Origin of the sequence: Pseudomonas sp. CFBP13509 (assembly GCF_005233485.1) — a bacterium.
Taxonomy (GTDB): Bacteria; Pseudomonadota; Gammaproteobacteria; order Pseudomonadales; family Pseudomonadaceae; genus Aquipseudomonas; species Aquipseudomonas marginalis.
In genome coordinates, this window is record NZ_QGAA01000013.1 from 1 (window position 1) to 25,254 (window position 25,254).

General features: G+C 61.2%; 27 protein-coding genes and 2 pseudogenes. 19 read left to right on the top strand and 10 right to left on the bottom strand.

Annotated elements, in window-relative coordinates; genetic code table 11:
* From PspCFBP13509_RS21100 to PspCFBP13509_RS21120, 5 genes are all read left to right on the top strand, one after another.
* A partial coding sequence (locus tag PspCFBP13509_RS21100; protein ID WP_137212650.1) for a ribonucleotide-diphosphate reductase subunit beta occupies positions 1 to 1,140 on the top strand: 1,140 nt, incomplete at its 5' end.
* 199 nt (positions 1,141 to 1,339) lie between these two features.
* Positions 1,340 to 2,053 (top strand): HNH endonuclease, encoded by a 714-nt coding sequence (locus PspCFBP13509_RS21105; protein WP_074847503.1) that lies wholly within the window; start codon positions 1,340 to 1,342, stop codon positions 2,051 to 2,053.
* 71 nt (positions 2,054 to 2,124) lie between these two features.
* Positions 2,125 to 2,772, top strand: a complete 648-nt coding sequence (locus PspCFBP13509_RS21110) for an HAD-IB family hydrolase (RefSeq protein ID WP_065925245.1) — start codon at positions 2,125 to 2,127, stop codon at positions 2,770 to 2,772.
* Between the two features lie 231 nt (positions 2,773 to 3,003).
* Positions 3,004 to 3,951, top strand: a complete 948-nt coding sequence (locus PspCFBP13509_RS21115; protein WP_065925246.1) for a hypothetical protein — start codon at positions 3,004 to 3,006, stop codon at positions 3,949 to 3,951.
* Between the two features lie 94 nt (positions 3,952 to 4,045).
* Positions 4,046 to 4,426 carry a helix-turn-helix domain-containing protein gene (locus PspCFBP13509_RS21120; RefSeq protein ID WP_074847504.1) on the top strand — a complete coding sequence of 127 codons (381 nt, stop codon included), beginning with the start codon at positions 4,046 to 4,048 and terminating at the stop codon, positions 4,424 to 4,426.
* Here PspCFBP13509_RS21120 and PspCFBP13509_RS21125 read toward each other — a convergent pair.
* From PspCFBP13509_RS21125 to PspCFBP13509_RS21135, 3 genes are all read right to left on the bottom strand, one after another.
* Positions 4,356 to 4,913 carry an AAA family ATPase gene (locus tag PspCFBP13509_RS21125; protein WP_065925248.1) on the bottom strand — a complete coding sequence of 186 codons (558 nt, stop codon included), beginning with the start codon at positions 4,911 to 4,913 and terminating at the stop codon, positions 4,356 to 4,358. The genes PspCFBP13509_RS21120 and PspCFBP13509_RS21125 overlap by 71 nt on opposite strands.
* The gene (locus PspCFBP13509_RS21130; protein ID WP_065925249.1) at positions 4,903 to 5,421 is read right to left on the bottom strand and encodes a hypothetical protein; all 519 of its coding nucleotides are present in this window, start codon (positions 5,419 to 5,421) and stop codon (positions 4,903 to 4,905) included. The genes PspCFBP13509_RS21125 and PspCFBP13509_RS21130 overlap by 11 nt, the downstream gene beginning before the upstream one ends.
* Positions 5,422 to 5,760: 339 nt before the next feature.
* Complete coding sequence (locus tag PspCFBP13509_RS21135) at positions 5,761 to 6,819, bottom strand: MBL fold metallo-hydrolase (protein ID WP_027605642.1); 1,059 nt, start codon at positions 6,817 to 6,819, stop codon at positions 5,761 to 5,763.
* A gap of 123 nt (positions 6,820 to 6,942) precedes the next feature.
* On the opposite strand from PspCFBP13509_RS21135, the gene PspCFBP13509_RS21140 reads away from it, so the two are divergent.
* The 5 genes and pseudogenes from PspCFBP13509_RS21140 (at position 6,943) to PspCFBP13509_RS21155 (ending at position 11,007) form a co-directional block, all read left to right on the top strand.
* On the top strand, positions 6,943 to 7,569 hold the full coding sequence (locus PspCFBP13509_RS21140) for a TetR/AcrR family transcriptional regulator (protein ID WP_065925250.1): 627 nt from the start codon (positions 6,943 to 6,945) through the stop codon (positions 7,567 to 7,569).
* A gap of 190 nt (positions 7,570 to 7,759) precedes the next feature.
* The gene (locus PspCFBP13509_RS21145) at positions 7,760 to 8,818 is read left to right on the top strand and encodes a diguanylate cyclase (protein WP_065925251.1); all 1,059 of its coding nucleotides are present in this window, start codon (positions 7,760 to 7,762) and stop codon (positions 8,816 to 8,818) included.
* Positions 8,819 to 9,171: 353 nt separating this feature from the next.
* A pseudogene (locus tag PspCFBP13509_RS32230) lies at positions 9,172 to 9,804 on the top strand (PAS domain-containing protein); the annotation flags it as partial.
* Between the two features lie 159 nt (positions 9,805 to 9,963).
* Positions 9,964 to 10,401 (top strand): annotated as a pseudogene (locus PspCFBP13509_RS32235) (methyl-accepting chemotaxis protein); the annotation flags it as partial.
* A gap of 84 nt (positions 10,402 to 10,485) precedes the next feature.
* Positions 10,486 to 11,007: a DUF1003 domain-containing protein gene (locus PspCFBP13509_RS21155; protein ID WP_065925253.1), complete on the top strand. Its 522-nt coding sequence runs from the start codon at positions 10,486 to 10,488 to the stop codon at positions 11,005 to 11,007.
* 47 nt (positions 11,008 to 11,054) lie between these two features.
* Here the strand turns inward: PspCFBP13509_RS21155 and PspCFBP13509_RS21160 are convergent, their stop codons facing one another.
* Positions 11,055 to 11,936: a LysR family transcriptional regulator gene (locus PspCFBP13509_RS21160; RefSeq protein WP_065925254.1), complete on the bottom strand. Its 882-nt coding sequence runs from the start codon at positions 11,934 to 11,936 to the stop codon at positions 11,055 to 11,057.
* An 80-nt stretch (positions 11,937 to 12,016) separates the two neighbouring features.
* Between PspCFBP13509_RS21160 and PspCFBP13509_RS21165 the strand changes: the two genes are divergently transcribed.
* Both PspCFBP13509_RS21165 and PspCFBP13509_RS21170 read left to right on the top strand, forming a co-directional pair.
* On the top strand, positions 12,017 to 12,724 hold the full coding sequence (locus PspCFBP13509_RS21165; RefSeq protein ID WP_065925255.1) for a CTP synthase C-terminal region-related (seleno)protein: 708 nt from the start codon (positions 12,017 to 12,019) through the stop codon (positions 12,722 to 12,724).
* Complete coding sequence (locus PspCFBP13509_RS21170; RefSeq protein WP_065947849.1) at positions 12,721 to 13,044, top strand: antibiotic biosynthesis monooxygenase family protein; 324 nt, start codon at positions 12,721 to 12,723, stop codon at positions 13,042 to 13,044. The genes PspCFBP13509_RS21165 and PspCFBP13509_RS21170 overlap by 4 nt, the downstream gene beginning before the upstream one ends.
* A 308-nt stretch (positions 13,045 to 13,352) precedes the next feature.
* Here the strand turns inward: PspCFBP13509_RS21170 and PspCFBP13509_RS21175 are convergent, their stop codons facing one another.
* Complete coding sequence (locus PspCFBP13509_RS21175; RefSeq protein WP_065925256.1) at positions 13,353 to 13,676, bottom strand: DUF2025 family protein; 324 nt, start codon at positions 13,674 to 13,676, stop codon at positions 13,353 to 13,355.
* Positions 13,677 to 13,908: 232 nt separating this feature from the next.
* On the opposite strand from PspCFBP13509_RS21175, the gene PspCFBP13509_RS21180 reads away from it, so the two are divergent.
* The 4 genes from PspCFBP13509_RS21180 to PspCFBP13509_RS21195 all read left to right on the top strand — a co-directional run bounded on the left by PspCFBP13509_RS21180 (position 13,909) and on the right by PspCFBP13509_RS21195 (position 18,391).
* On the top strand, positions 13,909 to 15,036 hold the full coding sequence (locus PspCFBP13509_RS21180) for a glycerophosphodiester phosphodiesterase family protein (RefSeq protein WP_137212651.1): 1,128 nt from the start codon (positions 13,909 to 13,911) through the stop codon (positions 15,034 to 15,036).
* Positions 15,037 to 15,136: 100 nt separating this feature from the next.
* Positions 15,137 to 15,442 carry a PepSY domain-containing protein gene (locus PspCFBP13509_RS21185; protein ID WP_065925258.1) on the top strand — a complete coding sequence of 102 codons (306 nt, stop codon included), beginning with the start codon at positions 15,137 to 15,139 and terminating at the stop codon, positions 15,440 to 15,442.
* Positions 15,443 to 15,590: 148 nt separating this feature from the next.
* Positions 15,591 to 16,610 carry a transporter gene (locus PspCFBP13509_RS21190; RefSeq protein WP_065925259.1) on the top strand — a complete coding sequence of 340 codons (1,020 nt, stop codon included), beginning with the start codon at positions 15,591 to 15,593 and terminating at the stop codon, positions 16,608 to 16,610.
* A 164-nt stretch (positions 16,611 to 16,774) separates the two neighbouring features.
* Positions 16,775 to 18,391: an inorganic phosphate transporter gene (locus PspCFBP13509_RS21195; RefSeq protein ID WP_065925286.1), complete on the top strand. Its 1,617-nt coding sequence runs from the start codon at positions 16,775 to 16,777 to the stop codon at positions 18,389 to 18,391.
* A 63-nt stretch (positions 18,392 to 18,454) separates the two neighbouring features.
* On the opposite strand, the gene PspCFBP13509_RS21200 is transcribed toward PspCFBP13509_RS21195, so the two are convergent.
* The 3 genes from PspCFBP13509_RS21200 to PspCFBP13509_RS21210 are packed head-to-tail and all read right to left on the bottom strand — an operon-like array spanning position 18,455 to position 21,118.
* Positions 18,455 to 19,429, bottom strand: a complete 975-nt coding sequence (locus PspCFBP13509_RS21200) for a 5-oxoprolinase subunit C family protein (RefSeq protein ID WP_065947850.1) — start codon at positions 19,427 to 19,429, stop codon at positions 18,455 to 18,457.
* Positions 19,426 to 20,304 carry a 5-oxoprolinase subunit B family protein gene (locus tag PspCFBP13509_RS21205; RefSeq protein ID WP_074847505.1) on the bottom strand — a complete coding sequence of 293 codons (879 nt, stop codon included), beginning with the start codon at positions 20,302 to 20,304 and terminating at the stop codon, positions 19,426 to 19,428. The genes PspCFBP13509_RS21200 and PspCFBP13509_RS21205 overlap by 4 nt, the downstream gene beginning before the upstream one ends.
* A gap of 58 nt (positions 20,305 to 20,362) precedes the next feature.
* Positions 20,363 to 21,118: a 5-oxoprolinase subunit PxpA gene (locus PspCFBP13509_RS21210; protein ID WP_065925262.1), complete on the bottom strand. Its 756-nt coding sequence runs from the start codon at positions 21,116 to 21,118 to the stop codon at positions 20,363 to 20,365.
* A 104-nt stretch (positions 21,119 to 21,222) separates the two neighbouring features.
* Here PspCFBP13509_RS21210 and PspCFBP13509_RS21215 point away from each other — a divergent pair, with 104 nt between their 5' ends.
* Entirely contained in the window at positions 21,223 to 22,140 is a 918-nt protein-coding gene (locus PspCFBP13509_RS21215; protein ID WP_027605626.1) for a LysR family transcriptional regulator, read from the top strand.
* On the opposite strand, the gene PspCFBP13509_RS21220 is transcribed toward PspCFBP13509_RS21215, so the two are convergent.
* Positions 22,137 to 23,033: a LysR family transcriptional regulator gene (locus tag PspCFBP13509_RS21220; protein ID WP_137212652.1), complete on the bottom strand. Its 897-nt coding sequence runs from the start codon at positions 23,031 to 23,033 to the stop codon at positions 22,137 to 22,139. The genes PspCFBP13509_RS21215 and PspCFBP13509_RS21220 overlap by 4 nt on opposite strands.
* Before the next feature lie 105 nt (positions 23,034 to 23,138).
* Between PspCFBP13509_RS21220 and PspCFBP13509_RS21225 the strand changes: the two genes are divergently transcribed.
* Positions 23,139 to 23,897: an SDR family NAD(P)-dependent oxidoreductase gene (locus PspCFBP13509_RS21225; protein ID WP_065939119.1), complete on the top strand. Its 759-nt coding sequence runs from the start codon at positions 23,139 to 23,141 to the stop codon at positions 23,895 to 23,897.
* Here PspCFBP13509_RS21225 and PspCFBP13509_RS21230 read toward each other — a convergent pair.
* The gene (locus tag PspCFBP13509_RS21230) at positions 23,796 to 24,308 is read right to left on the bottom strand and encodes a multidrug/biocide efflux PACE transporter (protein WP_043293516.1); all 513 of its coding nucleotides are present in this window, start codon (positions 24,306 to 24,308) and stop codon (positions 23,796 to 23,798) included. The genes PspCFBP13509_RS21225 and PspCFBP13509_RS21230 overlap by 102 nt on opposite strands.
* Positions 24,309 to 24,396: 88 nt before the next feature.
* On the opposite strand from PspCFBP13509_RS21230, the gene PspCFBP13509_RS21235 reads away from it, so the two are divergent.
* The gene (locus PspCFBP13509_RS21235) at positions 24,397 to 25,251 is read left to right on the top strand and encodes a LysR family transcriptional regulator (protein WP_065925265.1); all 855 of its coding nucleotides are present in this window, start codon (positions 24,397 to 24,399) and stop codon (positions 25,249 to 25,251) included.
* Positions 25,252 to 25,254: the final 3 nt, after the last annotated feature.

A 25,254-nucleotide genomic window follows, 5' to 3' on the forward strand; every position in this document is an offset into this window, starting at 1 on the left:
GCCGCTGCCGCCATCGAAGCACGCGCCGTCACCGCCAGTGACTCCGCCGCCATCGTGCGCGCCAAGGCCGCCCTGGACAAACTCGACGTCGCCGAAGGCCTCGCCGAACTCGAAGGCGCCTCCGCCCGCGTCGCCGTTGACGAAAAGCGCATGATCAACTGCCGCGCCGACCTCAACCAACTCGTGCCCTTCAAGTACGACTGGGCCTGGCAGAAGTACCTCGACGGCTGCGCCAACCACTGGATGCCGCAAGAGGTCAACATGACCGCCGACATCGCCCTGTGGAAAAACCCCGAAGGCCTGACCGACGACGAACGCCGCATCGTCATGCGCAACCTCGGCTTCTTCTCCACCGCCGACTCCCTGGTCGCCAATAACCTGGTCCTGGCCGTGTACCGCCTGATCACCAACCCGGAGTGCCGCCAGTACATCCTGCGCCAGGCCTTCGAAGAAGCGATCCACACCCACGCCTACCAGTACTGCATCGAATCGTTGGCCATGGATGAAGGCGAGATCTTCAACATGTACCACGAGATTCCATCGGTGGCTAAGAAGGCAGCCTGGGGCCTGAAATACACCCGCTCGATCTCCGATCCGAAGTTCGAAACCGGCACCGTCGAGACTGATAAAGAGCTGCTGCGCAACCTGGTCGCCTACTACTGCGTCCTGGAAGGCATCTTCTTCTATTGCGGCTTCACCCAGATCCTGTCCATGGGCCGCCGCAACAAAATGACCGGCGTGGCCGAGCAGTTCCAGTACATCCTGCGCGACGAGTCGATGCACCTGAACTTCGGTATCGACGTGATCAACCAGATCAAAATCGAAAACCCACACCTGTGGGACGCCGAGATGAAGGAAGAAGCGACCCAGATGATCCTGCAGGGGACTCAGCTGGAGATTGAATATGCGCGGGATACCATGCCGCGCGGGGTGCTCGGTATGAACGCCGCGATGATGGAAGACTATTTGAAGTTCATCGCTAACCGTCGCCTGTCGCAAATTGGGTTGAAGGAAGAGTATCCGGGGACGACTAACCCGTTCCCGTGGATGAGCGAGATCATGGACTTGAAGAAAGAGAAGAATTTCTTTGAGACCCGTGTGATCGAGTATCAGACGGGGGGGGCGTTGAGCTGGGATTGATTCTTAGCACAGCTAAACCGAGAAGCCCTGACTTGTTCAGGGCTTTTTTATGCAAGCTCGCTTGAAACCTTCAAGACAAAGCAGCGAATTCATTTACCAATGGCGTTGACCGCTAATTCCTGCCAGAACGTAGGAAATTTCGTAGACGCAATAATGGCTACTCAGTATCGTCCGAGGGTTTTCTACCCTCGGCGGCTGTATGGATATTACGAAAGACAACACGGACTGGAACGACGCGGAGTTGGCAGCAGCGGTCGAGGCTTACTTGAAGATGCTGGCCAAGGAAAAGAACGGCCAGCCTTTCAATAAAGCGCTCGAAAACCGCCTTTTGCGCGAGGGGCCGATAGCCGGTCGTGCAAAAGGCTCCGTAGAGTTCCGCATGCTAAACATTTCTACCGTTCTTATCCGTATGGGCCTGGAGCCGATAAAAGGCTTTAAGCCGGCGAAGAACGTAGGGTCAGGCGTCGAACAACGCATCCGCCAAGCGCTGGCCGCGCAGGGTGTATTCGAATCCGAAGACGCCGCCCAAACAGCAGACGAGCAAACGCTTATCCGCCGCGCGTCCAAACTGCAGCAGCAACCTTTCACTCAGCTACCGGACGGCATTGCCCAGCCGCAGAAGGTCTCGACCGTCAGCACCGCTTTTGTTCGCGACCCAAAGGTACGCGCCTGGGTACTGAAAGAGGCCGAGGGCATCTGCGAAGGCTGCGGCGCTAACGCGCCGTTTGAGGTCGACGGTTTGCCATTTCTTGAAGTACATCACGTCAAGCACCTGGCCCAGAAGGGTTCGGATCGCATCACCAATGCTGTAGCCTTGTGCCCCAATTGCCATCAGCGTTGTCACCGGTCGAGTGACCGGGCGGCTTTCACCGAGGGGCTTTACGCCAAGGTCGGAAGATTGGCACGGGAGTAGACTCCTGCTGTCACACCTGATGCACGCTCAAAAATACTAGATAGGACCGAGGCCAACCCGTGAACCCAGACATGCTCGAAGCCGGCCCCGTTGACGCCAAAGTACTCTCCGTCTTTGACTTCGACGGCACCCTGACCCACCACGACAGTTTCGTGCCCTTCCTCAAGTTTGCCTTTGGCACCGGCGAGTTTTATGGCCGGATGGTCAAGCTGGCCGTGCCTGGGCTGCGCTTTTTGGTGCGGCAGATCAGCCGGGATGAGTTGAAGGCTCAGTTGATCCGCACCTTTATGACTGGGGTGGAGAAGACGTGGGTGCAGCAGAAGGCCGAGGAGTATTGCCAGCGCAATTGGGCGCGGTTGATGCGCCCGGCTGGGGTGTTGTCGGTGGAGCAGGAGTTGGGCTCGGGGGCGGTGGTGACGCTGTGTTCGGCGTCGCCGGCGTTGGTGCTGCAGCCGTTTGCCGATCGGCTTGGGATCAAGTTGATTGGCACTGAGCTTGAGGTGGTCGACGGGGTGTTGACCGGCAAGCTCACCGGGAATAACTGCCGGTGTGAGAATAAGGTGCTGCGGCTTGAGGCGGTGTACGGGGACCTGGGGGAGTATCGGCTCAGGGCCTGGGGCGATACGCGAGGGGATCGGGAGTTGCTGGCGGCGGCGCAGGATGCACATTTTCGGCATTTTCATGCGAAGAAGAAAAAGCGGGCCAAGTTGCAGCGGTGATGCGGGTGGGTGGGATCCACCGGGAACACCGAGTCGATCCCATCGCCGCCTCGCTGGGGCTCGACAGCTCCCACAGTTGAGCGGTTTAGGCTTGAGTGTCGCGACTAGCATGGGGTGCTTGGGGTTGAGCTGGACTTGTTCCCTCGCAGCGGACGGCGGGTTGCAGGTTCTTGCTGATATTTACGCGGGTTCCCGCTATTAATAGCGAAACCTCTCACGGACCCGAGCCCCATGAAATTCGACACGGCCTACAGCCTGAGTCTCGATGACAAGCTGTCGATCTATGACGTACGAGACCTGAATTTCGACGAAACCAACACCTTCGATTCCGACAAGGACAGTTTCCTCTGCCCCAACGATGCCTGTCGCGCCGCCTTCGAAGCAGGCAATGTGCTGAGCACGTTCAACGCCAGGAACGTCAACTACCAACGCACCCCGCACTTCAAAAACACGCCGAGCACCCGGCATATCGACGGCTGCCGCTATGCCAGTCTCCACAAGGGTGCAGCAGGCGAAAACGACGATGAGCGTGAGGATAATTTCCCATCGGAGTTTGTGCTGACACGTCGTACGTACGAGCGTAAAACCGCGGAGGTCGGCACCGAGGGGCTGGTCCCACAAGATTCAGCGAAAACACCTTCACCCCGCAGCGACGAATCTGTCAGCGCCAGCGACACCACCCCGGAAAAAACCAGCGTGTTTGCCCACCCGGTGGAGTGTTTTGTGTCGAACATCGACGACAAGGAAAAGCTGAAAAGCATGCCGCTGAAAATCGGCGAGCACACCGCGACTTACGCGGCGTTTTTCAAGAAGATCGAATACCTGCAAGACAACAAGGGCCTGATCTACTGGGGCAAGGTCAAAGCGATCAAGGACTACACCAGCAGCTTTCGCATCGACTTCGAAAAGAAGGTGTGGCTCGACAAAAAGCCCTACTCGGTCAACGTCTACCTGAGCAAAAAGCTCATAGAGAACTACCGCAAGCGCAAGGCGTTCCTAGAGCAGATCAGGGCGGCGGCGGACAGTGAGCGGGCGTTGTATTGTTTCTTCTACGGGGTGACACCGGAGCTGAAACAAGTGCCCAGCAAGAAAAACCCCGAGCAGACCTTCGGGGTGTTCAGCGCGAATATCGAGAACCTCGATCACCTGATCATTCGTGAGGCGCCGGGGTTGGAATAGTGGGTCGATAAGCATCCAGTTGATGAGCGGTCAAAACAACTGTACAAAAACACAGTATAGTTTGCCCTCCCCCGTCGAATCCTGGAGAAACCCCATGTCCTCTCTGGCAATGAGCTCTTTCGTAGAACAGCAGATCGTCCTGCACCAATTCACCGCCAAACACAGCGTACAGGCCCGCGCGATGCTGGGCTGGAGCCGCGACGAGCTGGCCCGCCAGGCGGGTGTGACGGTGGATGCCATCCAACAGTTTGAAAGCCAGGGCGATGTGGGTGATGAAACCCGCCTGGCATTGGCGTTTCGGTTGGAGGCGCAAGGGCTGGTGTTTTTCCCGGGGTTTGCGCCGGGGTGGGGCATGAGTGTGCGGCGGTTTGAGACCGCCCCAGCCGAACCCGCTGCACAAAACATTATTTCGCGGCTGATGGGCTCAACAGCGGCATCAATTGATTCACCAACGCCCCAGCCGAATGGTGCGTAGAGTCCAAGCGGATCACCGGACAGGTCAGTGCCGCCAACCAGGTTTCATGCCGACGCAGGCTGCGTAGGCTGTGGTTGCCGCTGTCGTAACGAGCGGCCCAGGCCAGGAAGGCGACGCTGTTCTCGTGGCGACTGCCACCTTCCAGGATTTCATCACCGTAGCGTTGCACCTCCCTCATGCGCAGACGGTGCAGGCGTACTTGCGGGTCGAGGCGCAGGAACACCACGTGGGTGAACTGCGCGATCATCGGGTCGCCCCAGCCGCACAGTGAACCGGACAGCACCCAGCCTTCCAGGCCGACAGTCTGCTCCTGCAGCAGGCGGATGCGTTCATCCTTGGGCCGGGCAATGGTGAAGGGGGCGTCGGTTTGCTGCCAGTAGAAATAGTCGGTGTCGAAGTAAGCGACGTTCAGACTCTCCGCCAAGGCCCTGCCCAGGGTGGTAGTGCCCGCCCCCGCAGCACCGAGGATATGAATTCTATAGGCCATGGCTTCCCTCCCTGGCATTGCGATAACCCAGCGCCAGCGCGGCCAACGATTCCTTCGACCATCGCGCACCGTAGAACCACAACGTCGCGCCACCATCGAGAGCCTCGCCAAACCTCGGGTAACCACTCCAGCACGCACTATGGAATGCAGCACTTTGACTGTCCGACACCAGGGCATCCAGCCGGTATTCATTCACAATTTCATCGATTTCATTATGGGTGTGCAGTTTGAACGTGAGGGTGCCGTCGATACGTTGCGCCGGCACGGGTATCAGTTGCGCCCCGGCCCGGCGCAGTACGTCCAGCGCACGCATGAAGGGCGCACGGTGTCGAATCGGTTCATGCCCATCGCCACGTCCATATCGGTCGGCATACCCCACGCGCCTGCCGGCCAACGCTTGCATGGCGGCAAAGCGGCTATTGTTCTGCACCAGGGGCACCTCCACCATCACTGGGCCCTCTGGGTCGATACCGCTCAGGGCAATCAGCGTCAACGAGGGATCAGGCATGGGTCTGATGGGAATTGCCGGTACGTTATACCCCGGGATCAGGACGCCACCCTTGGGGTGGGTTTTTGGGGGGGGATCGACATCAAACTCAATACTGCGGGGGGGCACTTGATCGGGGGAAGGACGGCGGCATGGAGATGCCGAGTCGGTCATGCCCAAGAGCGCAGACAACGGCTGGCCAACCTGGCAAACCGCATCTGCTCGCAAAAACCATCTGCGTATGCTGTCCATCGGTACGCCTCCCCTGAAAACACTTTCCAGGGATCATCGCATCCTTCGCCGGCGCCTGTCGCAGACCCGAAACAGCTTGAAAACTCCTTTTTCGGCGCCTCTGCGCCCTCAGCCCACAAGGTGCTCTTGTGCACCTTGGGTTTCCACTTCCAGCCACCATGCATACCCACGCTCCGGCTGGTTCAAGCTGAACGCCTGGCCCATCGGCGGTGTGGTAATCGACACATTGCGCTCCCACGCCAGCGCCATGATGCGGTCGAAAGGTTCGTGCCAGGCATGGAACGCCAGGTCGAAAGTGCCGTTGTGGATCGGCAGCAGCCAACGGCCCCTGAGGTCGATATGCGCTTGCAGGGTTTGCTCCGGCTGCATGTGTACATGGGGCCAGTCGACGTTGTAAGCACCGGTTTCCATCAACGTCAGATCGAACGGGCCGTACTGTTCGCCGATGCGTTTAAAGCCATCGAAGTAGCCGGTGTCACCGCTGAAAAAGATACGGCGCGTGCCGTCGATCATCACCCAGGAACACCAAAGGGTCTGATTGGCATCAAACAGGCCGCGCCCGGAAAAGTGCTGCGCCGGCGTGGCGACAAAGCGAATGCCATCCACCTCGGTGCCTTGCCACCAATCCAGCTGCCGCACCTTGCTGGCGTCGACACCCCACTTGACCAGGATGTCGCCCACGCCCAGCGGCGCGAGAAAGTAACGGGTCTTGTCGGCCAGTTGGACGACAGCCTTATGGTCAAGATGATCGTAGTGGTTGTGGGAAAGAATCACCGCCTCCAGGGGCGGCAGCTCTTCAAGACGGATAGGCGGCTGGTGGAAACGCTTGGGGCCAGCCCAACTGAATGGCGAGGCACGCTCGGCGAACACCGGGTCGGTCAGCCAGAACTTGCCGCGCATTTTCAGCAATACGGTGGAATGCCCCAGGCGGAACACGCTGTGATCAGGCGCCGCCAACAATTGCTCGCGGGTCAGCGGTTGCACCGGGATCTGCCCCACCGGGCGCGTGCTGCGTGGTTTGTTAAACAGCATGTTCCAGAAGATACGCAAGGTCTTGCCAAAGCCACCGTGCTGCACGGGGGCCTCGTTGCTGAAGCGCCCCAGGTCCAGATCGGCAGGCTTGGGCGCCGCAGGTGAAGACTTGAGGCGGGTTGAGATGGTGGCCATTACAGAGTGACTTCTACGGTCCGCGCATAAGTTACACTGAACAGTGTAGTTTCAAGATTGCAACAAAATCCGCAGCAAGTAAACTACCCAGTGTAATTTACCCTCAAGAGCCGAACGCCACCCATGACTGCCCCTCAACGCCTCACCGACCGCAAACGCCAAGCCATCGTGGCAGCGGCCATCGCTGAGTTTCGCGATAACGGCTTCGAGGTCACCAGCATGGACAAGGTCGCCGCCACCGCTGGGGTTTCCAAGCGCACGGTGTATAACCATTTCCCCAGCAAGGAAGAACTGTTCGCCGAAATCCTTCACCAGCTCTGGGCCAGCAGCGTCGCCCAACTCGACGTCAGCTACACCAGCGAGCGCCCCCTGCGCGAACAACTGCGTGGTTTGCTGGAAGCCAAGATGAAGATGATGTCGGACACCAATTTCCTCGATCTGGCCCGGGTAGCCATCGCCGCCACCATCCACTCGCCGGAACGTGCGCAAGACATGGTCACCCGCCTGAGCCAGCGCGAAGAAGGTTTTACCCAGTGGGTACGCGCCGCCCAGGAAGACGGCCGCCTCTCTTGCACCGATCCGGCGTTTGCCGCCCACCAGATTCAAAGCCTGCTCAAGGCTTTCGCGTTCTGGCCGCAGATCACGTTGGGCCAGCCGACCCTGGATGCCGCTCACCAGGCGCGTGTCATTGAGTCGGCCATCGACCTGTTCCTGGCCGGCTACGAAGTCAGCGCCCCCTGCCCCGAGTAAAAACCGTTGCAGGAGCGACATTCCTGGTCGTTTTTGACGCATTCGCCCTCTGTTTTGCGCAAATGGCCTGGAAGGCCACTGATTATTCCCATGGGAATAACTGACAATATTCACAGGCCTTATGCGATCAACGGTCGATCCGGTGTCCGCGCGCCGCGGTAAATGTGAAAAACAGCTGAACCAGGAATTTATGGAAAACAGACGAGGCAAAGGGCTCTCATTTGCCCGGCGTATCTACCAGCCAAGGATCATCGGCCTGGGTGTCGGCAGCATCAGCGTTACCGGCGCCCTGTACCCGCTTGCCATGCCGGGCTGGGTCTGGGCGTTACTGCTGTTCAATGGGTTTGCCTGGGCGCACCTGGCGTATCAGCTATCCACCCGTTCACCGTTTCCTTACCAGGCTGAACAGCGCAACTTCCTGTATGACTCGGTACTCGGCGGGTTCTGGGCGGCGGCCACACAGTTCACGCCGCTGACAGCGGTGACCATCCTGTCGATGATGACCATGAACAACGTCGCCGCCGGCGGCCGGCGCCTGTTCCTGCGTGGCCTGCTCGCCCAGGTGCTGGGGATCGGCGTGGCATGGGCGCTGTTCGGTATCCAGTTCAACCCCGACGTCAGCCTGCTTCAGGTCTACTCCTGCCTGCCGATGCTGACCCTCTACCCCATGGCCATCGGCATGGTCTGTTATCAACTGGCGATCAAGCTCTCGGAACATAAACGCGCCCTCAGTGCCCTGAGCCGCACCGACAGCCTCACCGGCCTGCTCAACCACGGCTCGTGGAAAGACCTGCTGCACCTCAAGTTCCACAAGTGCCAGCAGCAGCAAAGCCACGCCACCATCGCATTGATCGATATTGACCACTTCAAGCAGATCAACGATACCCATGGCCATATCGTCGGCGACACGGTGCTGCGGCAACTGAGCCTGGAACTGCGGCGCAACCTGCGGGAAAACGACCTGGCCGGACGTTATGGTGGCGATGAGTTCTGTGTGATTCTTCCGCAAATGCCTCTGGAGCAAGCAGCGCAGATCATGGAGCAGATGCGCGAAACATTCGGCAACTACCGCACCCCGCACATACCGGAATTGCGCGTCAGCCTGAGCATCGGCCTGGCGGACTTCCAGCCACGCTTCACCGACGCAGCCATGTGGCTGAACGCGGCGGACCGAGCACTTTATGCCGCCAAGGACACCGGGCGTAATCGAGTCAGTGTCAACGACGACCGGATAGCCTGCTCCGCCTGACGTTGTCCTACGACACCTGGTCTTGATCTTCCGTGCAACGCCGCGGGAGATGGCGTAATGCCTCCATTGGTCGCCTACCCAAAAATGGTCCTGCCCATGGGGCGAACTTCTTGTCAGGCTGATGACTCTTAACCCGTTGTTCCCCCCCCGCTGTCAGCACAAGGGAGCTGACAATGAGCAGGTCAACCGTAGGGCAAATGCCTTACGGAGGCAGGCGCCTATACATGGATACTCCCAGACGCGTGCTTGCCCGAGCCCCGAACATGTTATTCAACGCCCATAAGAAAACCATCGATACCCTGCAACACACCGTGGCTCACCAGGCCAGCCTGCTGGACGCCATCGAACGCTCCATGGCGGTGATCGAATTCGATCCGCAAGGCCTCGTGCTGCGGGCCAATGACAACTTCCTCAGTACCCTGGGCTACCGCGCCGAGCAGATCGAAGGCCAATCCCACCGGATGTTCTGCACGCCCGCCTTCGCCCGTAGCGCCGAGTACCAGCAACTTTGGGCCAACCTGCAAAAGGGTCAGTTCCAATCAGGTACCTTTGAACGGGTGGGCGGCAATGGTCAGTCGGTGTGGCTGGAAGCCAGCTACACCCCGGTACGTGATAACGCGGGCCGTGTGATCAAAGTGGTGAAGTACGCCCTGGACGTTACCCCGCGCCTGCAGGCCGAAAGCGAGGCCAACGCCAAGTTGGAAGCCATCGGCCGGGCCATGGCCGTCATCGAGTTCAACCTCGACGGCACGATCATCACCGCCAACGCCAACTTCCTGCAACGCATGGGCTACAGCCTGGCGCAGATCCAGGGCCAGCATCATCGTCTGTTCTGCACCCCGCAGACCGCCGCGAGCTCAGCCTACAGCGAGTTCTGGCGACGCCTGAACCAGGGTGAATTGTTCAGCGGCCAGTTCGAGCGCGTGGATAAAAACGGCCGGCCCGTTTGGCTCGAAGCCAGCTACAACCCGGTGTACGACGCCAGCGGACGCCTGTGCAAAGTGGTGAAATTCGCCTCGGATATCACCGCGCGCGTGCAACAACACGCCGCTGACGCACAGAGTGCCGCCCAGGCCTATCACTTGTCCCTGCACACCCAGGACATGGCGGAAAAGGGTGCCGACGTGATCCAGAAAACAGCCAGCGGCATGCGTGAAATCTCCTCGGACATCGACAACTCCTCGCAACTGATCGCCAAGCTGGGCGAGCGTTCGCAGCAGATCACCACCATCGTCAACACCATTCGCGGCATTGCCGAACAAACCAACCTGCTGGCACTCAATGCCGCTATCGAAGCGGCGCGCGCGGGTGAACAAGGCCGTGGTTTTGCCGTGGTGGCCGATGAAGTGCGGCAGTTGGCGGCGCGCACCAGCGGGTCCACCACAGAAATATCCAGCATGATCGCGGTGATCCAGGCTGAAACCCGCCAAGCCATCGACAGCATGGACGCAACCCGCGACCGTGCTGCCCTGGGCGTGGAGTTGGCAAACCAGGCCGGTACGGTGATCCTGCAGATTCGCGAAGGTACCAGCGAGGCGGTGCACGCGGTGAGTGCGTTTGCCAATGAGCGGGGTGTCCACTAAGTAGGCCACGGGTTATTCATGTGTAAGACAGGTCGCCAGGACTATAGTGATTCACTGTCTTAACGTTGATGACCCGAGCCCACCATGACCCCCGACAAGCCCGAAACCGCCCCCGTCGATCACCTGCGTTTTCACCGCCGCCACGCCCACCTGGCGCCGACCTTCGGCAACGATACCTTTGCCCTCAAGGCCGAGGCCTTTGCGCGCTTCTTTGGTACACCGACCTTCCTCGGTGCGCAAACCGCGATCGTGATCTTGTGGGTGGTGCTGAACGTAACCGGCATCACCCACTTCGACGTGTACCCGTTCATCCTCCTCAACCTGGCCTTCAGCCTGCAATCCGCCTATGCCGCGCCGCTGATCCTGCTGGCCCAGACGCGCCAGGCCGCCCGCGACAAAGCCCAGTCCGACGCCGACGCGCAACACCGTGAAGCCCTGGCCATCGCCAATACCGAACGCCAGGCCCAGGCCGCGCAAACCACCAGACAGTTGCTCGAATTGCTGGAGCAAAACACCCGGCTGACGGAAATGACCAAGCAACTGACCGAACACATCGAAACCCTGACGTGCGAAATGCATGAGCACTATGTGCGAAAACCTCAATAACAACGCGAATGCCATGTGGGAGGGGGCTGACTCCCGATCGCGGTGAGTCAGGGTTTCATCTGCACATGCCGGCCCAACTCATCAAACAGCGTCACCACCGAGCGCAATGCGCGGCAATCGGGGCGCGTCAGCAGCCATAACGCGGTGTCGTGCCCAGCCAACGCGGGGCCCAGGGGTTGCAGGCCGTCATCCAGCAGAAAGTCCGGCAGCGCCGCCACGCCCAACCCTGCCCGCACCAGTTCGGTCACCGACAACATGCTGTTGCAGCGATAGCTGGGGCGTACACCGGGCAGGTGTTCGCGGCGCCAGGTCACCGTGGGGTGGTCGGGCAGGAAGTCGTCCGGCGCGATCCAGGCCAGGTCCGCCAGTGAGCGTGCGGCGTGTTGGTGCGCATACGTGGGGCTGGCACACACCTGATACGCCACGGCCCCCAGGCAACGGCCGACCAGATGCGCCGGCGGAGTCCTGGTCAGGCGCAGGGCGATGTCGGCATCGCGGCGGCTGAGGTTGGCGAAATCATTCGACGTGCTCAGCTCCAGGGTCAGCGCCGGGTAGTCCGGCATGAACTGCGCCAGCGCCGGCAGCAACAACCCTTGCAGCACCGAGTCGGTACAGGTCAGGCGCACCGTACCGCTGATCACCTCGCCGCCCTGCTCCACGCCGATGCGCGCCGCCTCCAGCGCTTGTTCGGCACGTTCGGCCTGCTGCGCCAGGCTATTGGCGAGGCTGGTGGGCAGGTAGCCGGCGCGGCTTTTTTCAAACAGCGTCTGGCCCAATGCGGCCTCCAGCCGTCGCACCGCGCGGAACGCCGTGGACACATCCACCCGCAATAACGCCGCCGCCCGCGCCAGGGTGCCGCCACGCACCAGGGCGAGAATCAACGACAGGTCGGGGTAATCGAGTTGATAGTGCGTGGCTGCATTGAGCATGTGGGAAAACGCCAATATTGATTGCGTGCGCACCAATCTATAGTGCGCATCAGGACACCACAAGCCATGGGACGCACACGATGAAAGCCACCACCCTGCACCTCGCCCTGATCGGCGATTACAACCCCGATGTCATCGCGCACCAGGCCATTCCCGTCGCGCTGCAACGGGCCGCCGAAACCCTCGGTTTGCAGGTTCATCTGCAATGGCTCGACACCGACACCCTCACGCCCACCACAGCACTGCACGGCTTCGACGGATTCTGGTGCGTGCCCGCCAGCCCCTACCGCGACACCGACGGCGCCTTGCGGGCGATCCGTTTTGCCCGCGAACAGCGGCGACCTTTCCTCGGCACATGCGGTGGTTTTCAACATGCAGTGCTGGAATACGCCCGCAACGTGCTGGGCTGGGCCGATGCCGAACATGGCGAGCTGGCGCCGGGCGCTGAACGCGCAGTGATCACCCCCCTGAGCTGCGCACTGGTTGAAGCCACCGACAGCCTGCGCTTGACACCCTACACGCGCATCGCCGAGGCCTACGGCCGTCTTGAAATCGAGGAAGGTTACCGCTGCCGCTACGGCATCAACCCCGAATTCGCCGATGCCCTGCTCGAGCGCGAGATGATTCCCAGCGGGCATGACGCAGCCGGCGATCTACGCGCGGTGGAGTTGCTCGACCATCCATTTTTCGTCGCCACCCTGTTCCAGCCTGAACGCGCCGCCCTCAAGGGCATCACGCCGCCTTTGGCGATTGCCTGGCTCAAGGCGTGCCAGGAGCAGTGCGCATGATCGCCAAGACTCCCGCCCCACCCTACTACGCAGTGATCTTCAGCTCATTGCGCACCGACGGCGATCAAGGCTACGGCCAGGCCGCCGCCCGCATGCTGGAGTTAGCTCGCGATCAACCGGGGTTTCTCGGGGTGGAATCGGCGCGGGAGGATGGCCTGGGGATTACCGTGTCGTATTGGAGCAGCGAGGCCGCGATCCTGGCCTGGAAGCAGCAGGCTGAGCATCGGGCAGTGCGTGAACAAGGACGCTCCATCTGGTACTCGGCGTTTCAGACACGGGTGTGCAAGGTGGAACGGGCCTACACATTCCAAGGCCAGTAACCTTCATATCAGCTGAGTCTCTGTGGCGAGCAGGCCTGCTGTGGTGAGCAGGCCTGTTGTGGTGAGCAGGCCTGTTGTGGTGAGCAGGCCTGTTGTGGTGAGCGGGCCGGTTGTGGTGAGCGGGCTTGCCCCGCGCTGGGCTGCGAAGCAGCCCCAATTCAGTTGACGCGGTTCTCCTGACTAACCGCAGCGTCTGGCTCAGGGGCCGCTTCGCGCCCCAGCGCGGGGCAAGCCCGCTCTTACCACAACAGGCCCGCTGCCCTAAAAAGCCGGCCTGCCACAGAACGCTCGCTTACCGCCTATGCCGTCTAGCTCACCAGACTGCGCAGCGCACTGATCTGTGGAATTTCCACCCGTTTCATATACACGCGCAACGGCTCGCTGATGTTGATGCGGTCGTCGATATTCTGGTCGAGCAGCAACTGGATACGCTCGCGGGACAGGGTCATGGTCTGCTCGGGGGCCGGCAGCCAGACAAATTCAGCGGTGGGGATAATGCCGTCGTCAGCCACGTCCATGCCGAAGGAATCTTCGCTGAAACGCACGATGTACTGGCCGGTCTTGCGGTTGAGGCCAACAAAACCGCGGAGTTGGTCGGCAGCCTGGCAGATAAGCTCGGAGGTGATGCGCATGGTAAACCTCACTGAAAAGTCCCACAGGGACTGGAAAGATGGTTTACACGCGTGGCAGAAAATACCGTCCTCTGGCGGGGCGGCTGCGAGCAAGAGTACTGCAATGCCGCGCAAAAAAACCGAGAAAATTGGCACGTGCGCACGTTAATGTCGGTTTGGTGATAGCGCCTTTCGCAATCAATTGTTAAAAAGGAGGCCTTCTCAAAGCTACCTCCACGAAAGGACTTCGCATATGCCTGTCACGTTTTCCAAGAGCGCCCTGCTGCTCGCACTGGCGCTTGGCCTCGGCCAGGCACAGGCTGCCGAACCGATCAGCCCGGCTGAACTGGCGACAAACGAAGGCATTCCCTACCCCGCCGTGATCGCTCACCGTGGCGCGTCCTACGACGCGCCGGAATCCACCGCCGCCGCCTACAAAGTCGCGCGCGACCTGGGTGCCGACTACCTGGAACTGGACCTGCAGCGCAGCAAGGACGGCGTGCTGTTCGCCCTGCACGACAACAACCTGCAGCGCACCACCGACGTGGCCACCAAGTTCCCTGAGCGCAAGGACGCCCCGGCCAATGAGTTCACCTGGAAAGAACTGCAAACCCTCGACGCCGGCAGCTGGTTCAACGCCGCCTACCCGGATCGTGCGCGTCCAGGCTTCGTTGGCCTGAAGATCCTGAGCCTGGACGACATCATCAAGATCGCCGAAGGCAACCCGCAGCACAAACCCGGCCTGTACATCGAAACCAAGGAGCCCAAGCAATTCCCGGGCATCGAAGCCGACCTGAAAAACAAGCTGCTGGATAAAGGCTGGTTGAGCTCCGCCGGCTCCAAGCTGGGCAAGAGCAACACCGGCGTCGGCCAGGGCAAGGGCCGTGTGGTGCTGCAGACGTTTGAAAAAGACAGCTTGAAAGAGCTGCAGAAAGAAATGCCGAACACGCCGAAGATCCTGCTGTTGTGGGTTGGCCCAGGCAGCATCGAGCCGAAATCCACGCAGACCTTCGCCGAGTCCGGCGAACCGACCAAGGCCGCCTACTACGCCAAGCAAGAGCCAAAAGACGCCGCCGAGTTCGAAAAGTGGGTCGACGAAGCCAAGAGCCTCGGCGCCATCGGTACCGGCCCATCGGCTGAGCTGACCGACCACGGCGACCAGAGCTACACCGACCTGGTGAAGCCTGAAATGAACAAGCTGACCCACGACAAGGGCCTGCTGGTGCACGTCTACACCGTGGATGAGCCGGTCGACTTCGACAAAGTGATGAAGGCCGACGTCGACGGCATCTTCACCAACCGCGCCGCCGAACTGTTGAAGTTCTACAAGCGCTGGCCGTCGTCCAGCGTGCAAGACCTGCTGAACGACTATAAGTACTGAGTGAGTCGGGCATTGGTGTCAGTGCGCCATTAAGGATGAGTTAAGTTGCGCCGGTTAATCTGGCGCCACTTAAACAGCTCACCAGAGAAGGACACACCCCATGAAAACCCTGACTGCCCTGTTCGCCGCCACCGCCCTGACCCTGACCGCCGGCCTGGCCCAGGCCGATGTTCGCCCGGACCACATTGAAGGCCTGCTCAAGTCCGGCGCCGTGATGCCGTTTGAGAAACTCAATGCCGCCGCCGTGGCCACACACGCCGGTAGCAGCATCACCGACACCGAGCTTGACCACAAAAACGGGGTACTGGTCTACGAAGTCGACCTGACCGACACCGCTGGCAAGCGCTTTGAAGTGAAGCTCGACGCCAAGACCGGCGCGGTGCTGGAAAACAAGCAAGACACTTGAGTTGAACCTAGAAAAAACGCGCCACCTCCGGGTGGCGCGTTTTTTTATGCGCACCGTTAAAACGTCATATAACTGTCATACCTCCTTGCAATGATTCGCCCACGCGAACCTGTGAAACGTCCTACAGGCGCTTTCTCTGCGAGTCTCCATGAACCACAGCCTCGACCACAGCCACCAGGACTCCGACCTGTTTGGCTTGCTTTACGGTTTTCGTTTTCGTCCCGGTGAAAAGGGCGAACAGATTGATTCGGCTGCTGCCCTCGCGGCCTTGCAGCAACCCGCCGACCCGGAAGAGTTCCTGTGGCTGCACCTCAACCTGGCCCACGCCGCCTGCGAACGCTGGATGCTGGCCAACCTGGATTTACCCGAAGAATTCTTCGAGGCCCTGCACGAAGGCTCGCGCTCCACTCGCATCGAACACGTCGACTCAGCCTTGCTGGCGGTGGTCAACGACGTGGTGTTCAACTTCAGCAGCATGGTTTCGTCGGATATTTCCACGCTGTGGGTCTGCGCCCGCAGCCGGCTGTTGATCAGCGCACGCCTGCAACCTTTGCACTCGGTGGACAAGTTGCGCTCGTCGGTCAAGGCCGGCGAACGCTTTCGCTCACCGCTGGAACTGCTGGTGCACCTGCTGCGCGACCAGGGGGAAGTGCTGACCCAGATCGTGCGCAAGACCAGCATCAGCGTCGACCACATCGAGGACCAGTTGCTGTCCTCGCGCCTGTCCACCAACCGCGCGGAACTGGGGGCGGCGCGCCGGGTGCTGGTGCGCCTGCAACGCCTGCTCGCGTTGGAGCCGGGTTCGCTGCTGCGCCTGCTCAACCGCCCGCCGCAATGGCTGCAAAAGGAAGACGTGAAGGAGTTGCGCAAATCCACCGAGGAGTTTGCGCTGATCATCAACGACCTGACGGCGCTGGGCGAACGGATCAAGCTGCTGCAGGAAGAGATCGCCGCCAACCTCAACGAGCAGAGCAGCCGCACGCTGTTCACCCTTACCGTGGTGACGGTGCTGGCGTTGCCGATCAACATCATCGCCGGTTTTTTCGGCATGAACGTGGGCGGTGTGCCCCTTTCACAGGACCCCGAGGGGTTCTGGATCCTGGTGGCATTGGTCGCGACCTTCACGCTGATCGCCGGACGCTGGGCGTTTCGCAAGTTTTCAAATTGAAATGCAATCAACTGTCGAATCGTCGCACCGCCCCTCCCACATGAGTACTACGGTGTTTTGTAGACCAGTGGCAGATCCAATTACCTAAACAATGACCTGCGGCAGCATCGCTGTAACATTCTGCAATGAATATGAACGGCATCCTCCCCACACGGATGCCCGGCATGGCCACCCCTTCCCTGACTGCCTCAACGCACTCATCCTCCGTCGATTCAAAACCGCGCCTGGACAAGAAACCCGGCCTGGTGACGGTGATCGTTTTCTTCGCCGTGCTTGCCATGGGCCTGTTGTTTACCGCCTACAGCCTCATGCACGACATGCACGAAATGGGCGCCCAGCTCACCACGTGGACGCCGTTCCTGCTGCTGGGTGTGGCGCTGTTGATTGCCCTGGGTTTCGAGTTCGTCAACGGTTTCCACGATACAGCCAACGCGGTGGCGACGGTGATCTACACCAACTCGCTGCCGCCGCAGTTTGCGGTGGTGTGGTCGGGCTTCTTCAATTTCCTCGGTGTGCTGCTGTCCAGCGGCGCGGTGGCGTTCGGCATCATTGCCTTGCTGCCGGTGGAGCTGATTCTGCAGGTGGGTTCATCGGCCGGCTTCGCGATGATCTTCGCGTTGCTGATCGCCGCGATCCTATGGAACCTCGGCACCTGGTGGCTGGGTTTGCCGGCCTCGTCGTCCCACACCCTGATCGGTTCGATCATCGGCGTCGGCGTGGCCAATGCCTTGATGCACGGGCGTGACGGCACCAGCGGTGTGGATTGGAGCCAGGCGATCAAGATCGGTTATGCGCTGCTGCTCTCGCCGCTGATCGGCTTCGCCTTCGCCGCCTTGCTGTTGCTGGCCCTGCGCGCCTTTGTGAAAAACCGTGCGTTGTACAAGGCCCCCAAGGGCGACACCCCGCCGCCCTGGTGGATTCGCGGCATGCTGATCGCCACCTGCACCGGCGTGTCCTTTGCCCACGGCTCCAACGATGGGCAAAAAGGCATGGGCCTGATCATGCTGATCCTGGTGGGTACCCTGCCCATGGCCTATGCGCTGAACCGCGCCATGCCGGCCGAACAATCGTTGCAGTTCGCCGCAGTCGCCGAAGTGACCCAGGTGGCGCTGATGAAAACAGCGCCGCTGGCGTTGGCGGGTGACCCTCGGCCGGTGCTGTCGACCTACATGCGTACCAAGGAAGCCACGCCCGAGTTGATTCCGGCCCTCGCCGCCCTCGCCGGCCAGATCGGTGACCAGGTCAAAGGCTACGGTTCCCTGGCCAAAGTCCCCGCCGAAGCCGTGGGCAACGTGCGTAACGATATGTACCTGAGCAGCGAAACCATTCGCCTGATGGACAAAGGCAAGGTCGGCAATTTCGACGCTGACACCCAAGGCAAGCTGCAACTGTTCAAGCAACAGATCGACGATGCCACGCGCTTTATTCCGCTGTGGGTGAAGATTGTCGTGGCCATCGCCCTGGGGCTTGGCACTATGGTCGGTTGGAAGCGCATCGTGGTCACCGTGGGCGAGAAGATCGGCAAGACCCACCTGACTTACGCCCAGGGCGCCTCGGCCGAGACCGTGGCGATGCTGACCATTGGCGCAGCGGATATGTTCGGGCTGCCGGTGTCGACCACCCATGTGTTGTCGTCGGGGGTGGCGGGGACCATGGTGGCCAATGGGGGTGGGTTGCAGATGCGGACCATCCGCAATTTGCTGATGGCGTGGGTGCTCACCTTGCCGGCGGCGATTCTGCTGTCCGGCAGCCTCTACTGGCTGTTCACCAAACTCTTCTGACCAACCTCAGATTGAAAATGTGGGAGAGAGCAAGCCCCCTCCCACATTTGGATGTGTGTCGTGTCAGTTGTTGAAGAGTCCCGCCATGGCCTTGAGCCGTTTTTTGTACACCCGCCGCGCCTCCAGTGCCTGCTCCAACGTCACCGCCACAAACCCCGCCCGCTGGTTAGGCTGCATCTGCCCGATCAAGTCCAGGTCGGCACTGATCACCGTGCCAATCATCGCGTAGCCACCGCCGGATACCGCATCGCGGTGCAGCACAATCGGCTCCAGCCCTGCCGGTACCTGTATCGAGCCAATCGGGTAGCAACTGTCGACGATATTCGACGGATCCGACCCCGCGCCGAACGGCTGCTCGCGCGGTTGAAAGCTCAGCGCACTGCCGCCCTTGAAGCGATAGCCGATGCGGTCCGCCTCGGAGCCGACCGTCCACGGTTCGGCAAAAAAGCTGCTCTTGGCGCCCGCGGTCAATCGCTCGTAATACAGGCCTGGCACCACGCGCAAGGTGACATCGCCGCCCACCGAGCGGCGCAATGCCATCGGCAAACTGTTGCCTGCCCGCCCGAGACCGCTGGCTTCGCCGATGGGCAGCTCATCGCCTGCCTGCAAGCGTCGCCCGTGGAAACCACCAAGGGCGCCGAGGGTGTAGGTGGAACGGCTGCCAAGCACCAACGGCACGTCAATGCCACCGGCGACGGCGAGGTAAGTGCGGGCACCGGCCTTGGGAAATTCGAAACGCAGCACCTGCCCGGCACGCACCTCGAAGGCGGTGTCCTGATGCACCACTTCACCGTCCAGGCGCGGCGACATCAACGCACCGCTGAGCGCGACCAGGGTATCGCGTTGAAACTCCAATTCCGGCCCGATCAAAGTGCATTCCAGGCCGGCCGCGCCCACCGGGTTGCCCACCAGATGGTTGGCTGCACTCAAGGCGTATTGGTCCAAAGCACCCGATGGCGGAATGCCCAGGTGGTAATAGCCTTCGCGGCCCAGGTCCTGCACAGAGGTGGCGAGGCCGGGTTTGAGGACCTTGATCATGCCAGCGCCTCCTGCAGGGTTTTCGGATAGCCGATGGGGTCGGCGAGAAACGCATCGAGGGAAAATTCCACCGGGCGAATGCGCAGGTCGAAACGTCCTGCCTCCACCTCGGCAACGGCCAGGTCGTAGGCGTCCCGGTCGATGGGTTTGAATTGCACGATGTCACCCGGCCGGAAGAACACCATATGCGCCTTGAGGTAAGCCAGCTGCTGCGCCGGGTCGTAGATCGGTGCCGGGGTCACGCCAAACATCTGGTAGCCGCCGGCGCCGCGCACCGAGTAGATGCAGCCGAAGCAACCGCCATGGCCGAGGGTCAGCTTCGGCGTGTCGGTGCGCGGGCGCAGGTACTTGGGCACCTGCAACTGCCGCTCGCGCTCGACCATCTGGAACATGAACGGCAAGCCCGCGACAAAACCCACCATCGAGACAAACCACGGCGCACCACTGTGGGCGGCGATAAACGCTTCGACATCGGCCAGGCCATTGATGCGCGCGGCGTATTCCAGGTCGGTGGCGCCGGGGTCTTGATGCCGGTCGCGAAACCGCATCAGGGTTTCATGGGTCCAGGGGTCGTTATAGAGCACCGGGATTTCGATGATGCGCGTGTGCAGGGTGCGTTCGGCCACAGCCTGGGCTTCGGCGCTTTGCACAGCGTCGAGCAGCACATGGGGGGCGATGCGGTCGGGGTCGAAGCGAATCTGGAACGATGCATTGGCCAGGCACACATCCAGCACGCCCTCCAGCGCCAGGCGCTCCACGGCACGGGTCACGGCCATGCCCTTGAAAAAAGCTTCAAGGGACATGCTCTCGCTGACTTCGGCGAACAGGTGTTCATCACCGCCGAAGCTGTAGCGGATGGGGGACGTTTCAGCCATGTCTGTTCCTCTTGGAATCGTTATAGAAAGGCAGGCAAAAAGTGAACGTTCGATCTTATTAGGGTGTTTTGACTGTGATGCCGGCCTGGTCCAACGCTTCACGGGTGGCCTCCACCAACTCCAGCGCGCCGGGGGTGTCGCTGTGCAGGCAGATGGAGTCGAATTCAATAAACAGGTCTTCGCCTTCTACGGTACGCACCAGCCCCATCTGACACGCCCGTAGGACACGGGCCGCGACCGTGGCCGGATCCAGCGCACGTACGTTGCGGGTAAACACAATGGAGCCGGTGAGATCGTACTCACGGTCGGCATAGAATTCGCGCACCACCGGTTGCCCGAGTTCCTTGGCCACGCGCCAGATCACCGAGTTGGGCATGCAGTACAGCAACAGCGTCGGCTCGATGATTTGCAGGTTCTGTACCAGCAGGCGCGCGGCTTCTTCGTCGCGGGCCAGGTGCATGTAGAGCGCGCCGTGGGGCTTGATATGTTGCAGCGTCATGCCTTGGGCGCGGGCGATTTCGCGCAGGGCGCCCAGTTGGTAGAGCATGTCGTCGACCAGCTCCTGGGCCGGCGCATTGATATGCCGACGACCGAAGCCCACCAGGTCGCGAAAGCCCGGGTGTGCGCCGATGGCCACCCCCAATTGCTTGGCGCGCGCGACGGTGCGGCGCATGGTGCCGGGATCGCCGGCATGGAAGCCGGTGGCGATATTGGCCGAGCTGATATAGGCCATCAGCTCCGCGTCGACGCCGTCGCCGATGGTCCAGGGACCGAAGCCTTCGCCCATGTCTGAATTGAAATCCACTGCCTGCATCGGGGACGCTCCGCCAAAAGGTGATGCTCGAAAGTAGGCTGCGGCTTGACCCCTTGGGAAGATCTATTATCAGATGGCCTATCTTCTGAAAATCAGATAAAGCCATGTCCCTGACCTTGCGCCAAATCCGCTACTTCGTGGCCACCGCCGAAATCGGCCAGATTTCCCAGGCGGCGATTCACCTGAACATCTCCCAGTCTGCGGTGACCACGGCGATCAAGGAGCTGGAAGCCCTGCTCGGCGTGCAACTGTTTGTGCGCTCGGCCCAGGGCATGAACCTGACCGATGCCGGGCGGCATTTTCTCAACCGCGCCTACGTGATTGTGCGCAGTGTCGACGATGCGCTGAACAGCCCGTTGCCCGACTACCGCGCCAGCGGCGTGCTGCGCCTGGCGGCCAGCTACACGGTGCTGGGTTACTTCCTGCCCCACCACCTGCAGCGCATGGAGCACTGGCACCCGGATGTGACCCTGGAGGTGTTCGAGCAGGAGCGCCAGGCCATCGAACAGGGCCTGCTCGACGGCCAGTTCGACATGGCCGTGGTCCTCACTGCGAACCTCACCCACCCGGCGATCGTCTCGGAAATCCTGTTCAACTCGGAACGTCGTTTATGGCTGCCCAGCCATCACCCATTGTGCGAACGCGGTGCGGTGAGCCTGGCGGATGTGGCGCAGGAGCCGTACATCCTGCTCACCGTCGATGAAGCCGAACACAGCGCCATGCGCTATTGGGAACAGGCCGGGCAAACGCCCAAGGTGCGGCTGCGCACCAGCTCGGTGGAGGCGGTGCGCAGCATGGTTGCCAATGGCAGCGGCGTGGCGATCCTGTCGGACCTGGTGCACCGGCCCTGGTCGCTGGAAGGCAAGCGCATCGAGACCCTGACCGTCACCGACCCCGTCACGCCCATGAGCGTCGGCCTGGCCTGGCACCGCGAACGCGCCTTTACCCCGGCAATGCAGGCATTTCGCGATTACTTCCACGACGCCTTCCTGGCGCCGCAACAGCTGTCGGCGCGGCGTTAAAGCTGCGAATGCAGAATGGTCGCCAGCCAATCCATGAACACCCGCACCCGCAGGGGTAGATGCCGCTGACCGGCGTAGAGCAGGGACACATCCAGCGGTGGTGCGGGATAGTCCGGCAGGACCGCCACCAGCTCCCCGCTGGCCAATTCGTCACCCATGCCCAGGGCCGGCACCTGAATAATCCCGAAACCGCCCAGGCAGGCCGACTTGTAGCCATCGGTGCTGTTGACCGTGACCCGACCGGCCATGGGGACGCGCAGCACCTTGTTGCCCTGCACGTATTCAAACCCCGCCGAACGTGAACCCAACGGCCGCACGTAATGCACCAGGTGATGGTCGGCCAGGTCGGCCAGTGTCCGGGGCACGCCGTAGCGTTGCAGGTAGGTGGCGCTCGCGCAGTTGATCATCGGCATGCTGCACAGCAGCCGCGCCACCACGCTCTGGTCCGGCTGCGCGCCCACGCGCAGCACGCAATCGAAGCCTTCGGCGAGCAGGTCGACCTGGCGGTCGGTGGTGCTGATCTCCAGTTCGATCAGCGGGTGTGCGTCCATAAACTGCGGCAGACGCGGCAGGATCAAGTCCCGCGCCATCACGTTGGGCATGTCCACCCGAATCCGCCCGGCCAGTTGCGCTTCGTCCTGGCGAAACAGCCCTTCCAACTCCTCCATGTGCGCGAGCAAATCCTTGCTGCGCTCATACAGCACGCGGCCATCCTGGGTGGCCTGTACCTTGCGCGTGGTGCGCTGCAACAGGCGGGCGCCGAGCAGCTCTTCCAGCGCCTGCACATGTTCCGACACCGTGGAGCGCGGCAGGCCCAGGCTCTCGCCGGCACCGGTGAAACTCGACAGCTCGGTAACGCGCACGAAGGTGCGCAGCAGATCCAGTTTGTTCATGGATTGTTCGCCTTATTCGGCCAGTGATTCCGGCATAGCGCTGTTTATCACGTTACGACCGGACAAATACACTGCTTCCCACACTCAATCACCGAGGACATCACCATGACCCGTAAAATCGCATTGATCACCGGGGCCAGCCGTGGCCTGGGCAAAAACACCGCCCTGCACCTGGCGGCACAAGGCGTCGACATCATTGGCACTTACCACAGCAAGGCCGATGAAGCGCAGGCATTGGTCGCACAGATCGAACAACTGGGCGGCCGTGCCGCGATGCTGAAACTGGACGTGAGCCAGAGCGCGACGTTCGCTGATTTCGTCGGTGAGGTTGCTGGCGTACTCAAGGACGTTTTCGCACAGGACCGCTTCGATTTTCTGATCAACAACGCCGGTATCGGCATTCACGCCAGCTTCGCCGAGACCACCGAAGCGCAGTTCGATCAATTGGTGGCGATCCAATTCAAGGGTCCGTTTTTCCTGACCCAACAGCTGTTGCCGTTGATCCGCGACGGCGGGCGCATCGTCAATATTTCCAGTGGCCTGGCGCGCTTCAGCCTGCCCGGCTACGCCGCTTACGCCGCCATGAAAGGCGCGATGGAAGTGCTGACCCGCTACCAGGCCAAAGAGCTGGGCGGCCGTGGCATCAGCGTCAACATCCTGGCCCCCGGCGCCATTGAAACCGACTTCGGCGGTGGTGCCGTGCGCGACAACGCCAACCTCAACGCCATGGTCGCCAGCAATACCGCCTTGGGCCGCGCCGGGTTACCGGACGATATCGGCGGCGCGATTGCCAGCCTGCTCGCCGACGGTAGTGCCTGGATCACCGGCCAACGTATCGAGGCGTCGGGCGGCATGTTTCTGTAGGAGCTTGTCACGCAGTACGTCATACCCCCAGTGATACACATAGGTGTACGGCAGGAAAAACAGCAGTACGCCTATGTCGAGGATAAACGCCTGCACCAAGCTGATGTTCAGCCAGGCGGCAATCAGCGGCACACACACCAGGATCAACCCACCTTCAAACATCAAGGCATGCAGCACGCGGGTCCAGCCGTTGCTGGCCAGTTGCAGGCGCGCCTTGAGGCGGTCGAACAGGCCGTTGAAAATCACGTTCCAGGCCAGCGCCAACAGGCTGATCGCCAGGGTGACCATGCCCATCTCCAGGGCAGGCTTGTCCATGATCCACGCCAGCAACGGGGTGCAGATCAACAACGCCAGGGCTTCGAAACCAATGGCCTGGCAAACACGTTCAGTAATCGACTTGGTAGGGTTCATGACCCGGCTCCGTGAGTGACGATGGTTGTCATCATTAGCCTTTGACTCGATACTTCATAACCAATAACCATCGATCAAGGCGATAGTCATGGCCTCTAACGAAGTGCTGCAGGCGTTTGTGCAGGCGGCCACCCAAGGCTCGTTTTCGGCGGCGGCGCGCAAGCTCGGCAAGAGCCAGTCCACCGTCAGCGCGGCCGTGGCGAGCCTGGAGATTGACCTGGATGTGGTGCTGTTCGATCGCAGCAGCCGCAAGCCGACGCTGACGCCGGCGGGCCATGTGTTGCTGCAACGCGCCGAGCAGGTGCTGGAGGCCAGCAGCCGGCTGGAATTGGCGGCGAGCCAGTTGGCCCAGGGGTTGGAGCCGAAGCTGAGTATCGCCATGTCCGATACCTACCAGTCCGACCGTTTCGAAGTCGCCCTCAGCGCCTTTGAACAGCGCTACCCGGACCTGGAGCTGGAATGCCTGATCGCCGAGTGCGAAGACCTGATCGCCCTGGTCCAAAGCGGCCGCGCGCAGATTGCGTTTATTGAACACCAGGAAGAGTATCCGCCAGACCTGACCCGCGCCCCCGTGGACGAGCGCACGGAAATTGCCCTGTTCGTGTCACCCAGACATCCGCTGGCGGGCGTCGGTACCCTCACCGCGCACACCCTGCAACAGCACCGCGAATTGCGTCTGGCCAGCATCATCAACCCGAACGAAACCCGCGCCAATGGCCGTGTGTGGTCGGCCCCCAGTTACCTGATGCTGTTGGAGATGGCCCAGTTGGGGTTTGGCTGGGCACCGATTCCGCGCTGGCTGGTGGAGCGCTTTGGTGGGGGGCAGTTGGTCGAACTCAAGGCACGCGGTTGGCCGCGCTCGGTGGCGGTGGATGCACTGTGGTCACGGCATCATCCGCCAGGGCCGGCGGGGAGTTGGTTGTTGGGGAAGATGCTGGAGTGATCC